This is a genomic window from Paenibacillus sp. Y301, assembly GCF_059445505.1.
Map to the genome: position 1 here is coordinate 1 of NZ_JCAIUL010000028.1, position 12,862 is coordinate 12,862.

The 12,862-nt window shown below is 44.9% G+C and carries 9 protein-coding genes and 2 pseudogenes; all 11 read left to right on the top strand.

Translation table 11 applies throughout. From position 1 onward, the window contains the following. Window positions 1-593 (top strand): annotated as a pseudogene (locus AC1D69_RS24665) (TetR/AcrR family transcriptional regulator); the annotation flags it as partial. A gap of 450 nt (window positions 594-1,043) precedes the next feature. After that, window positions 1,044-1,907, top strand: a complete 864-nt coding sequence (locus AC1D69_RS24670; protein WP_495458760.1) for an AraC family transcriptional regulator — start codon at window positions 1,044-1,046, stop codon at window positions 1,905-1,907. 31 nt (window positions 1,908-1,938) lie between these two features. Continuing rightward, the gene (locus AC1D69_RS24675; RefSeq protein ID WP_495458761.1) at window positions 1,939-3,234 is read left to right on the top strand and encodes an ABC transporter substrate-binding protein; all 1,296 of its coding nucleotides are present in this window, start codon (window positions 1,939-1,941) and stop codon (window positions 3,232-3,234) included. Between the two features lie 89 nt (window positions 3,235-3,323). Continuing rightward, window positions 3,324-4,202, top strand: coding sequence for a carbohydrate ABC transporter permease (locus AC1D69_RS24680; protein ID WP_495458762.1), 879 nt, complete (start codon window positions 3,324-3,326; stop codon window positions 4,200-4,202). Window position 4,203: 1 nt separating this feature from the next. Next, window positions 4,204-5,025: a carbohydrate ABC transporter permease gene (locus AC1D69_RS24685; RefSeq protein WP_495458763.1), complete on the top strand. Its 822-nt coding sequence runs from the start codon at window positions 4,204-4,206 to the stop codon at window positions 5,023-5,025. Window positions 5,026-5,054: 29 nt separating this feature from the next. Then, complete coding sequence (locus AC1D69_RS24690; RefSeq protein ID WP_495458764.1) at window positions 5,055-7,541, top strand: glycoside hydrolase family 31 protein; 2,487 nt, start codon at window positions 5,055-5,057, stop codon at window positions 7,539-7,541. Window positions 7,542-7,692: 151 nt separating this feature from the next. Next, entirely contained in the window at window positions 7,693-7,992 is a 300-nt protein-coding gene (locus AC1D69_RS24695) for a YheC/YheD family protein (protein WP_495458765.1), read from the top strand. Between the two features lie 71 nt (window positions 7,993-8,063). Beyond that, a pseudogene (locus AC1D69_RS24700) lies at window positions 8,064-8,373 on the top strand (YheC/YheD family protein). 423 nt (window positions 8,374-8,796) lie between these two features. Next, on the top strand, window positions 8,797-9,531 hold the full coding sequence (locus AC1D69_RS24705) for a glucose 1-dehydrogenase (RefSeq protein WP_495458766.1): 735 nt from the start codon (window positions 8,797-8,799) through the stop codon (window positions 9,529-9,531). 461 nt (window positions 9,532-9,992) lie between these two features. Further along, window positions 9,993-11,138 (top strand): amino acid deaminase/aldolase, encoded by a 1,146-nt coding sequence (locus AC1D69_RS24710; RefSeq protein ID WP_495458768.1) that lies wholly within the window; start codon window positions 9,993-9,995, stop codon window positions 11,136-11,138. Next, window positions 11,126-12,457, top strand: coding sequence for a D-arabinono-1,4-lactone oxidase (locus AC1D69_RS24715; RefSeq protein WP_495458767.1), 1,332 nt, complete (start codon window positions 11,126-11,128; stop codon window positions 12,455-12,457). Before AC1D69_RS24710 ends, AC1D69_RS24715 begins: the two co-directional genes overlap by 13 nt. Window positions 12,458-12,862: the final 405 nt, after the last annotated feature.

A 12,862-nucleotide genomic window follows, 5' to 3' on the forward strand; every position in this document is an offset into this window, starting at 1 on the left:
AGACGATTGGCAGACCGGCTTGGGATTCAGGCTCCCTCACTGTACTGGTACTTCAAGAGCAAGCAGAATCTCTACCAGCGTCTTGCCAACCAGGTATCGAAAACGATTCTGGAGGAGTTCCACTCCGAGGGGGACTGGAAGGAGCAGCTGACGGGGCTTGCGGTAACGGTACGGAGTGTGCTCAGCCGGTATCCCTGCTCCACGCAGCTCATGATGATGACGCTGCCCCACGAACCGGACATTATCCGGTTCACCAACCGTATGCTGCTCTGCGTGGAATCGACGCCGCTTGAGCAAGAACAGAAAATGCACAAGTGATTACTACGCTTGTGAACTATGTCTACTACTTCGTCCTAGACGATTATCAGCAAGAGCGCAATGTCTCCGCTATCCTTAAGGAGGACCCGGGAGCAGTTCCGGGTGAGGAGGTGATTCGCCTTCTGGACTCCATGAGCGAGACGGAAGCGGGACTGTTCAGGAGGATGTTCACGAACGGGCTGTTCGAGTTAATGGGGACTGACAGAGCGTTTGAGTTCGGATTGAAGCTGATTCTGTTGGGGATTGAGCAGGATATAAAGGAGCAGGAGAAGTAGAATGTAAAAACCGCTCATCTGGTTATCGGATGAGCGGTTTCAATTCGGTTTACCGTTTATCCGCGCAAAAATTTTGCCCTATATATGACACGGTGAACCGTACCATAAATGACGGCTAAAAAAGTCAAAATACTTACTTAGCAAGTTAAAGAATTTCACGCCTACTCCAGTTAACACGCATTGGGAGTTAACAGGATGACACCAGGCGAATAAAAGTATTCACGCGGAGTGATCAGAGTTGGACAAACCCAGCGCCTAGTTCCTTTACCGAAGAAAATGAGAGCGCTTAATTTTATTGGAGTGTTTTCAGCAATATCCGTTAAGTCTGAAGCAATATCAGTATGACTAACAAAGTATTTGCATGTTATATTACCTTTATAAAAGAACATTTCTTACCAAATTTCTAATAATTTTTCCAATTCAAGTCTGAAAGGGGTGATTGAAATTTCAATGATGATTCACACACCTACGAATCTTGCTTTAAAAAGTAACGGTATTTACGTCCGATCCCATTACGATGAATGGCAGCACCAATGGCCTGTTCACACGCATTTAGGATTGGAAGTGTACTTGTTCATCCAGGGCAATGCGAACTATGTCATTGAAGATGATATTTATGAATTGCTTCCAGGTGATATGCTCTTGTTCAGCGGAAGTGTAATTCATCGCGTTAATCCGTCTAAGGGCGTGCGATATGTAAGAAGTTATGTCAACTTCATGCCTTCGTTTCTAGAGGATCATGTACCGTCGGAGCTTTATGACAGGCTGCTTACTTTATTTGATTCTCCAAGCGGACTGCGAATTCGCTGGTCACCTGATGAACGTGAGGAGATGGAACGATGTTTTGGTTTTTTGCATCAGGAGACGGAGAGAGAAGCCTTCGGGTATAACTACATGCTGAAGACCCAATTAACTCAGATGCTGCTCTGTATTTATCGGAAGTCAAAGCATCTGATAGAAATGTCGCCTAATCAGAAGCATTCTCCCAGCCAGGTAAGCGTTCGATGTATTCTACAGAACTTGAATCAGAATTTTACCGATACGATCAGTTTGGACGAATTGGCAAAAATGCATCATCTAAGCAAGTATTACATGTGTCATTGTTTCAAAGAAGTAACAGGGTATACGATTAACAACTATGTCATGCGAAAGCGTGTGGAAGAGGCGAAAAAGATGCTGCTCACCAATGATGATTCGATTAGCAGCATCTCCGAAAAGTTAGGATTTAATACGACGATTCATTTCAGTCGTACCTTTAAACAATATTCTGGCGCTTCCCCACAAATGTACAGAAAAATAAGCGCTGACAGTTAAATGCATTTAATAATAATGGGGAGTTGAAGGTGTGCAAAGAAAATTCAGATTTAGTTCGATAGCTTTCTTGTTTGTTGCTATTGCTTTATTGGTTACTGCTTGCGGACAAAATGAAAGCGCTAACAAAGGTGCTACGGACGCCAAAAAGAAAGTTACGCTTGATTTCGTTTGGTTCTCAGATGGGGTCGAAGGCGACGTTATGAAGGAAATCATTAAGCAATATGAAGATAAAAACCCTCATATTACAGTAACGCTGACTGAAGTCCCTTACAAGGATTTGTCTACTAAGTTGAAAACGATGATCTCAGGCGGCAAACCACCTGCACTAGCACGAATTAGTACGACTGAGATTGGTGCCTTCTCGGGTCGAGCAGTCGATCTTGCTGAGAAGCTTGGAGGCGTAGAAGCGTTCACGTCACAATTTATCGACTCTATAGAGCCTTACTATGTCATTGATAATAAGGTTGTAGCAGCACCGATGGATGTTACGGCAAATGGCATTTTCTACAACAAGACATTGTTTAAAAAAGCCGGTGTCGTTGTTCCGACTTCAGGTGATGACACTTTGACATGGGATGAGTTCAACGCAGCAATTAAGGAGGTCATGGAGAAGGGTGGAGCAAAATACGGCCTCGTATGGGATTTCACACCGCATCGATGGTCAACGCTGCTTTATCAATTCGGCGGTAGCATGATGAACGCTGAAGGAACGGAAGCCACCATCAATAATGAACAGGGCGTTCGAGCTTTGGAATATTTCAAAAAAATGCATGATGACGGCATTATTCCTACATCAGTATGGCTGGGCGGCGAAAACCCGAATAACTTGTTCCGTACCGGAACAGTTGCGGCACATCTCGCTGGCAATTGGAACATAAGCAGCTATAAAGATATTTCGGATTTCGAGTGGGGCGTCATGCCTATGCCAAAAGCAGCCAATCGCTCCTCCGTACCAGGTGGTAAATTCATAATGGCATTCGAAAAATCAGGTGTAGAAGACGAAGCGGCGAGCTTCATCGAATACTTGTCCAGTAAAGAAGTGAATTCGAGGTTCAATCTGGAATCATTGTTTATGAGTCCACGCAAGGATAGTGCAGAGCTGGATTATGCCTTTGGCAAGGAAATGTTCGAGCTGTTCGCTGACGAACTGAACAATACAATTCCAGCTGCTGCATCAGACTGGTCTAAGCAAGAAATCGTTCCTAAGTTCAGCATAGATTTGAAGGAAGGAATTGTGAAGGTTATAGCGGGTCAGTCAGAAGCGAAGGAAGTATTGGATGAGGTTGCGGTTATCATTAACAAAGCCATTGCAGATGTGAGCAAATAGAACGACTTTTGGGGCGCTACGAGCTAGCGCCCTGATTTCTCATATGAAAGGGGCAATATGTTATGTCATCCCAGGCAATACCTGCGGAAATGAAGAAATCATCGCGGCCGAAGCGCAAGCGCATGCTTGCTCCTTATTTGTTTGTACTGCCCAATCTGCTGATTTTTTTAACTTTCATCGTTATTCCCATCATACTAGGATTCTATTACTCATTTCATAAGTACGACGGCTTGAATCCGATGAAATTCATCGGCTTTGAAAACTATATGGAGATTTTCGCGAAAAAAGACTTCTGGAGTACGCTTGGTAAGACGACTATTTATGCGGTCATCGTTGTTCCATTGATTTATTGCTCAGCGCTTGGTGTAGCTATTTTACTTATCCAAAGCATTCGATTCAGAGGCTTCTTTCGTTCGATTTTTTACTGGCCAACCATGATTTCATTCATCATTGTTGGATTGACGTGGAGATGGATTTTCGGCGATCTTGGTATTTTGAATCATCTATTAAGCTTGTTAGGCTCTGAATCTATATCTTTCTTGTCAAGTTCTTTCTACGCCAACTTAATCGTTATTATAGCTACTGTATGGTCTCGCCTAGGCTTTTTTATGGTCATATTCGTAGCAGGTCTGCAGGCCATACCTAGAGATTATTATGAGGCCTCCTATCTGGACGGTGCTTCTAAACGAAGGGCTTTTATGGCTATTACGCTTCCAATGCTTAAGCCTACAACCCTGCTAGTCATCATGCTAACAACCATTGACGCTTTCAAAGCGTATCCGCTCATGTTTGCACTAACGGGAGGCGGTCCGAACAAAGCGACAACCTTTATCGTTCAGTATATTTATGATACGGGATTTGCAAGGCAAGAACTAGGCATGGCCAGCGCCATGTCGATCGTACTCTTCATCATTATTTCCATATTCACGATTCTTCAATTCCGACTAACCAAAGGAGGCGAAAACTAAGATGGAGCTTAAGCCTTCGCTAAAATATTTGGTATATTTGCTACTCATTGTCCTTGCCGCCTTCTGGATTTTTCCGGTGCTCTGGGTTTTTCTATCTGCCTTCAAAACCAATTCGGATTTGTACAGCTTCCCTATTAGTTTTTGGCCGAGTCCATTTACCTTTGAGCATTTTGTAAATGCATTCGAGAAAGGCAACTTTGGCCGTTATTTCATGAACAGCGCAATCGTTGCCATTAGTTCTACGGTGCTGCTGCTGCTCATTAACTCGATGGCCGGGTTTGCGCTTGCGAAATACCGCTTTAAGGGAGCTACGATTCTACTTGTTGGTTTCATCTCAACTCTCATGATTCCGCTAGAAGTTATCATGATTCCGATCTTTAAAGTGCTTAGCGCATTAGGACTATACAATACTTTGCTTGCTCTTATTATTCCACCTGCAGCAACGCCGACAGGTGTATTTTTGGTGAGACAGTATTTGCTGTCAGTCCCTGACGAGCTGCTGGAAGCCGCACGAATGGATGGGGCATCCGAATGGCGCATCTATGTACAGATCATATTGCCAATTTGTCAGCCAATCTTGGCAGTCTTGGCAATCTTCTCCTTTATGTGGCGCTGGGACGACTTTCTATGGCCGCTTATCGGCATCAGCGATCCATCGAAGTACACGGTCCAATTGGCTCTCTCCAACTTTATTGGAGAATTCAATGTCGATTGGGGCAGCTTGCTCGCGATGTCTGTCATTACAATGATACCTGTACTCATCGTATTCGTTGTATTCCAGCGTCATTTTGTGAGCGGTATGGTTACTTCCGGGATGAAATAAATGGTGCGGCAATGAAAGGGGAATGAAGTATGAATGTCAGTAAATTACTAATTGATATAAAAGAAGGTCCCGGCTACCTGGAGCTTGCCACCGATGTAGCTCTTTATCGCCTCGTACTCATGAATGATGAAATCATTCGCATTCGGTGTACATTCGATAAGCAATTTGGGGAGGAGGCTTCTTATGCGTTAGCGATGACTGCCTGGGATGATAAGATGGATGCGGTTATATCTGATCGCATCAAAGTTAATCCACTGCCGATCGTGTACAAGGAGACGGATTCGAGTGTGCAGATGTCGACCGCTAAACTGAATATTATTGTTCACAAGCAGCCGTTTGCGATTGAAATTCAAGACATGAATGGTGTTGTATTGCATTCGGATGTGAAAGATCGTGCTTATGTGCAGGATAAGCACGGCCGCTTGTATCACTATTCCACGATGGGTACAGAGGACTACTACTACGGCTTCGGGGAGAAAAGTGGCCAGTTAAATAAGCGGAAACGTAGGCTGCGCATGCACAATATCGATACGATTGGATACGATGCTGAGCGAACCGATCCTCTGTACAAGCATATCCCTTTTTACATCAAATTTAATGGTGCAAATCAACTGGCAACGGGTATTTTTTATCATAACTCTTACGATTCGGTCTTTGATATCGGTTCTGAGCGTAGCGGCTATTGGACGCCTTATAGTTATTTCTGTGCAGATGGTGGAGAGCTCGATTACTTCTTTATGTACGGACCACAAATTAAAGATGTCGTCAGGCAGTATACTGATTTAACGGGAAAAACGATTATGCCCCCCAAATATTCACTCGGATACATGGGATCTACCATGTTCTACACCGAGCTGGAGCGGGATTCTGATCGAGCCATTCTGGGTTTTCTGGATCGATGCCTTGAGGAAAGTATTCCATGCGATGGATTCTTCATGTCTTCCGGGTATACGAGTGGGCAGGACGGCAAACGGTATGTATTTAATTGGAACTATGACCGATTTCCAGACCCAGCGAAGTTCATTGAAGGCTTGATAGAGAAGGGCGCGGCGCTTGCGCCAAATATTAAACCCGGTATGCTGCTCACGCATCCACACTATAAGCAATTCGCAGAAGCAGGCGCTTATGTGATGGACAGTACGGGAGAGTGTCCGGAGAAGGATCGCTATTGGGGAGGCGCTGCATCCTTCGTCGATTTCACAAATCCGGAGGCGCGAGCGCTTTGGAAAGAACATTTGAAGGCTTCTTTCATTTCTCGTGGTGTTACTTCAATATGGAATGACAATAACGAGTACGAAATTAACAATACCGATGCCATTTGTCATTATGAAGGGACTAGCAGCACCATCAGCGCTCTTCGGCCGATCATGCCTAACTTGATGGCGTTGACAGCAGTTGAGGCTATTGCTGAAGAGTTCCCTAACACACGGCCGTATGTCGTGAATCGAGCGGGCTTTGCTGGTATTCAGCGCTATGCTCAGACTTGGGCGGGCGATAACAATACAAGCTGGCACAGCTTGAAATTTAACATTCCAATTATTCTTGGGATGGGTCTTTCGGGCGTCGCGAATCAGGGCTGTGATATCGGTGGATTTTTTGGCCCTGCACCAGAACCGGAATTATTCGTGCGTTGGGTGCAAAATGGAATTTTCCAGCCGAGGTTTTCTATTCATTCTTGCAATACCGATAATACCGTTACCGAGCCGTGGATGTTTCCATCCTACAGTTCCTATATCAGGGATGCGATTCATCTTCGCTATTCTCTTGTCCCTTACTTGTATACCTTGCTTCGTGAGGCTTCAGTGGAAGGATCACCGGTCATGCGTCCGCTTGTGTATGAATTTCAGCAGGATGAGAAGGTGTGGGAAGAGAGCTTCGACTTCATGCTCGGACGCTCTTTACTCATAGCGAATGTACTGGAAGCAGGGGCGGTTTCTCGTACTGTTTATTTGCCTGAGGGAAGTGATTGGATTGACTGGCATACCAAAAAGCGTTATAGCGGCGGCAAAGTTGTCGAACTTCCTGTCGACTTATCGTCCATTCCGATGTTTATTCGAAGCGGTTCCGTTATTCCGCTTGCTGTAAACTTAACAAACATTCATCAAGATACGATTCATGAGCTTGAGCTGATCATTGAGCCGTCAGAGAATACGAACTTTTCACTTTATGAAGATGATGGAACAACGAATGAGTATATGAATGGGCAATACTTGACTACAACAATCGGTGTTCAAGCTGGTGAAAAAACGACGATTTCCTTCGAATATGAAGGTCTATATACATGTCAGGTCAAGCAGCTGGTCATCGATCTGTTATGCCTGGACATTGCACCGGTTGACGTATATTTGCAGGGTGCGAAGCTACCCATGTTCCTTGGCCAACGAGAGTGGGTGAACGTCCAGCAAGGCTGGTATTATGATTTAGAGAGCCACGTGGCTAAACTCAAATATGAACCGCCTCATCACGATTATACAGTGGATGTTTATTTCACGATTAGAGATCTTATTTCAATTTAGGGTAGTTTATAGGCGGGGATGAAACGATGATTTATCCTAATGAGATCATCGTTTCATTCCGAATACGCATTCAAGTATGATAGCTTAGGCAAAAGTGTTGACAGGCTATTACCTCCATTCATATCCTATCTTATGAATAGGAGGTAACTTAATGAAATATAAGAGTACTTCAATCAAAAGCAAGTGGAAAAAAAGTGGCTGGCTGTTAAAGCAATCGAATTTAAGAAAATATGTTCCACGAACGATGCTTTTTAATAAAAAGAACTTGATCTCGATGCTTGCTACTTATTCTACTGTTTATTTCAAGCCTACGGGAGGTTCGGGCGGGGTTGATATTATTCGGATCAAAAGAAAGGAGAAGGGCTACCAAATCCAGTTCAATACAGTCAAATCTACGTATTCTACGATTAATCGTTTGTACGATAAGCTGTGCCACTTTTCCAATGGCTAAAACGAACGGAAAACCCTTTGATATTCGTCATGGTCCAGAAGACGAACAAAGGAGCATGGGTTAGCACTGCTATGTTCGCAAAAATAGGAAAGGTTGGTAAAGTTGCGACGAACTATAATCAAGGCGGGAAAATCGGTTATATTCATGAAACAATGTCAGGCGCAGGATACAATACAGTCGAGATTAAACGTATGGAGACAAGATTGAAGGACTTGGGTATCTCTGTTGGGAATAACTTCGATCAGTTTGGATTCTATGGGCAAACCGTGGATTCTGGAAGTGAATACGAGGCCCCAATTTTACCCCTTAAAGAACATGAAGGATAAAAAGTTATATAAACGAATCGTTTCATATGCGAAACAATATGGGAGATTCAAGTAAAGCAAACTCACGATGGTAAATAAATGAACTGTTGCGGGCAGAGATCAACATGAGCTGCTCGTTTTTGCTTTTCAAAGATACATAGTTATACCGTATATGCACAGATAGGCATCCGCCCCCATAGAATAAAAGCATAATTGCTTAAATATTTTAGGAGTGTCTACGGTAAGCTTTATATACCCTCTTCGATTAATAAACAAGCAATTACTTGGCAATATTTCATTTGGTCGAGATGGATTCTACAGCTGGGTTTATAACCTATAATAGTGAAAAATTAATCGGGGCGAACCTTATCATAAGTAAGCTAAACTGTTTTTTTATTCAGCGTGAATAACAATCAATCTGTACAAGAATCTAAATTTTTGAATATCATCTTTTTTATAGTATAATTTAATGACATTCAAATCTAAAGGAGACCTTTAAATGGAACGTTTAGCAGGTAAAGTAGCTATTATCACAGGTGGCGCACGTGGTATGGGAGAATCTCATGTCCGTAAATTTGTAAGTGAAGGTGCAAAAGTTGTTTTTACCGATCTGAATGAAGAGGGCGGACAAGCCTTAGCAGCAGAATTAGGGGAAAATGTGAAGTTCGTGAAACAAGATGTAACAAAGGCAGCTGACTGGGATACCGTTGTGGCAGAAACAGAAAATACATTTGGTCCTGTCAACGTGCTAGTGAATAATGCAGGCATTAGCATGAGCAAATCGATTTTTGAAATGACAGAGGCAGATTATCGTAAAATAGTGGATATCAATCAAGTTTCTGTTTTTCTTGGAATAAAAGCAACAGCTTCTTCTATGAAAAAGACTGGGAATGGCTCTATTGTAAACATTTCATCAATGAATGGGTTAGTCGGTGGAGCAGTTGGTTATACGGATACGAAATTTGCGGTTCGAGGATTAACCAAAGCAGCAGCGCTTCAATTAGCACCCCTCGGCATCCGAGTAAACTCAGTGCATCCAGGTGTTATTGAGACACCAATGGTTTCACAAGGTGACGCAGTAGAAGCAATCAAGGAATTTGCGAAACATATTCCACTTAAACGAGTGGCTCAATCTGAAGAAGTATCAAATCTTGTACTCTTTCTTGCTTCAGACGAATCTAGTTATTCAACGGGTTCTGAATTTGTCATCGACGGTGGATTAACAGCAATGTAATTAAAATAGGTGGTAGGGCTGCTTCCGTGAAATATTAATTTGAAATGACCCCATCAAGGTAGACAGGTTATTTCGTGAGGCAGCTATTTGGAGATAAGTTCGGTATTGTACCGTGCTCATTCCAATAAATCTTTCTGATACTTAAGGGGCATCCAATAGGGTGCCCCTTTAATTTCGCCTTGCGACTCAGCCGCTGTATCATGAATTTTATAAGGCCAAGCGGCGAGATAAATATTTTGTACCCACTCTCCTTTATGATTCCATTTGGAACCACAAAGGAGAGTTTTGATTATTTCGATGAGAAACCAATCCCGCAATTGTCCCTGTGTGAGCCCGAAATAATGGACTATCTCTCTGTTATTAGAATATTAATAGTACAAGAATGATGTAGCTATCTACAAAGGAGGTCGAGTTAAGTGCGTGATTATCATTACTATAAAGAAGTTTGCACCGGGCTTCAGATGCCCTTTGCCTTCATTGATCTCGATATGCTACAGCAGAATATTCAGAGCATTCTTCATCGGGCAAATGGGAAGAAAATCCGTATTGCGAGTAAATCGATCCGTTCTGTTGATGTGCTCCGGCGAATTCTACAGGCAAATGCGCAGTTTCAGGGGATCATGTGCTACACCGTGTCCGAAGCACTCTATCTAGCACAACAAGGATTCACCGACTTGCTGCTGGGCTACCCGGCGGTGGACGCACGCCTGCTCGCCTCCGTCGCCATGCATCAGCGTGAGGGTTGCAACATCACGCTAATGGTCGACTGCAAGGAGCATGTCGAGCAGGCGGAAGTGGCAGCCGCCAAGTACGGCGTGGTGCTACCGCTCTGTGTGGACATCGATTTGTCGATAGATGTCCCGGGGCTGCACTTCGGCGTATGGCGCTCGCCTATACGCTCCACCGATGCGGCGCTGGACCTCATCAAGCGCATCGCACAGTCGAGGCACGTCGTGCTCGAGGGGCTCATGGGTTATGAAGCGCAGGTTGCAGGCTTAGGCGACCGCGTGCCGAGGCAGGCTCTGAAGAACGTCATCGTGCGGTTACTTAAGCGCTGCTCGATCCGTGAAGCCGCTGCCCGGCGGGCGGAGCTGATCGTAGCGATTGACCGATTGGGCCTTCCTCCGTTGCGGTTCGTGAATGCTGGCGGGACGGGTAGTCTTCATACAAGCAGCGTGGAGTCAGTCGTCACCGAGGTCACGGCCGGCTCAGGGTTCTATTCGCCCGGTCTGTTTGACTACTACCGGGACTTCACTTTGCTTCCCGCCGCAGGATATGCGATCGAGATCGTGCGTCAGCCGCGCGGTGATCTCTATACCTGCTTAGGCGGCGGGTATACGGCTTCAGGAGCTGCAGGCAGCGACAGACTGCCACGTCCATACTTACCGCAAGGTGCGGCACTCCTTGCGATGGAAGGGGCAGGAGAAGTTCAGACGCCGATTCGCTACAACGGGCCAGAAGAGCTGGAACTCGGCGATCCGATCTTTATGCGTCATAGCAAAGCAGGAGAGTTATGCGAACGCTTCACACACCTCTACTACATTTCGAATAGCGGTATCGTTGGGGAGACAACGACATATCGTGGGGACGGGCTATGCTATCTATAAATTTGAAGAAGCGTAATACGAAAGAATGGCGCAATTGGTCAGGACTAGTACGCGGACTACCGCGGAGTATCGTATATCCGGTCAGCATAGAAGAGGTAGTCGAGATTGTTAAGACATGTGCCGCCGAAGGACGGAAACTGCGTGTTGTCGGATCTGGACATTCATTTACGATGCTCGTCCAGACCGATGATGTCTTGGTCTCCTTGGATCAATTGCAAGGCGTGATTGTTGTTGATTTGGAGAAAGGCATTGCTGAAGTGTGGGGCGGAACGAAATTGGACCGACTCGGGGAAGAATTGCATACCTTTGGGGTTGCGCAAGAGAATCTAGGCGATATTAATGCGCAATCCATTGCAGGAGCGATCAGTACAGGAACACATGGTACGGGAGAGCAGCTCGGAAGCCTCGCAACGCAAGCGGTAGGCTTGACGGTGGTGACAGCGACAGGAGAAATTCTCGAATGTTCAGTCGAGCAGGATGAAGAGCTTTTTCGGGCGATGCAGGTGTCACTAGGGATGTTCGGGATTATCGTGAAGGTGAAGCTACGTGTTGTACCTTCGTATGCGCTCCGCTATACGAGCCGCAAAATATCATTCTCCCAATGCCTTGAGCAGCTTGATCTATTAAAGAAGGAGAACCGTCATTTCGAGTTTTACTGGTTCCCTTATACGGATGTCGCCCAAATAAAACTGAGCAATAAGACGGATGTGGTCCCCGGAACGCCAAGCCGATGGAGTTATTGGAAAGTCTTGCTAATGGAGAATGTGCTGTTCTGGGTCTTGTCGGAGTGCTGCCGCTTCGTTCCGCGCCTTAGTAAGCCGATAAGCCGATTGTCGGCAGCGGGCGTACCGGATATGCAAGAAGTGGGGTATAGTCACCGTATTTTCGCGACGCCGCGGCTCGTTAGATTTAACGAAATGGAGTACAGTGTACCGACAGATCACATGCGAATCGTACTGGAGGAAATACGTAATACGATAGATCGGTACCAATTTGCTGTTCATTTTCCAATCGAATGCCGCTATGTACGGGGAGACGATATATGGCTTAGTCCAGCGACTGGGCGTGATTCTGCCTATATCGCTGTACATATGTATCGGGGGATGGAGTATGCAGACTTTTTTGCCAAAGTAGAGGATATCTGCAGACAGCATGGCGGGAGACCGCACTGGGGCAAGATGCACACGATGCGCGCGGAGCAGCTCCGTTCGGTATATCCGAAGTGGGATGCATTTCTTCGTCTTCGACAAGAACTTGATCCTTCGGGCGTATTCTTGAACCCTTACCTGGCAGAAATGTTGCAACAGAGTAGAAAATAAATGAAAATTTAGATTATATCCTCTCCAAATCTATCGTTTATTGACTGCGGTCTCATGTTTTTTGACTGGATGAAAGGGGTGATGTCTTATACATAATATTAGATAAATCGAGCCGCTATATGTAAAGGACCTCATCCATTGGGAAATTTCCGGGAGTAAACCGCATAATTGAGAACGTTAACGATGACGTAGAATTGTAATTTATTCCAGTGAAACGCGATCGAAGGAAATACGGTTCTTAATATTTAAAAGCGCTTACATTAAATGTAAACAAACGAAGGGAGTGGCTAATATGGACAAGAAAAGCGAGCGAAAACGCATGCGAAGGCGCTGGCGCACACAGGATACCGAACTGACGCTTTTGGCCTTACCGACGACCATCTGGTATATCTTGTTTTGTTTCTT

Coding starts and splice junctions, on each gene's coding strand:
- AC1D69_RS24670 (WP_495458760.1), top strand. CDS start 1,044: ATGATGATTCACACACCTACGAATCTTGCTTTAAAAAGTAACGGTATT.
- AC1D69_RS24680 (WP_495458762.1), top strand. CDS start 3,324: ATGAAGAAATCATCGCGGCCGAAGCGCAAGCGCATGCTTGCTCCTTAT.
- AC1D69_RS24685 (WP_495458763.1), top strand. CDS start 4,204: ATGGAGCTTAAGCCTTCGCTAAAATATTTGGTATATTTGCTACTCATT.
- AC1D69_RS24690 (WP_495458764.1), top strand. CDS start 5,055: ATGAATGTCAGTAAATTACTAATTGATATAAAAGAAGGTCCCGGCTAC.
- AC1D69_RS24695 (WP_495458765.1), top strand. CDS start 7,693: ATGAAATATAAGAGTACTTCAATCAAAAGCAAGTGGAAAAAAAGTGGC.
- AC1D69_RS24705 (WP_495458766.1), top strand. CDS start 8,797: ATGGAACGTTTAGCAGGTAAAGTAGCTATTATCACAGGTGGCGCACGT.
- AC1D69_RS24710 (WP_495458768.1), top strand. CDS start 9,993: ATGCCCTTTGCCTTCATTGATCTCGATATGCTACAGCAGAATATTCAG.
- AC1D69_RS24715 (WP_495458767.1), top strand. CDS start 11,126: ATGCTATCTATAAATTTGAAGAAGCGTAATACGAAAGAATGGCGCAAT.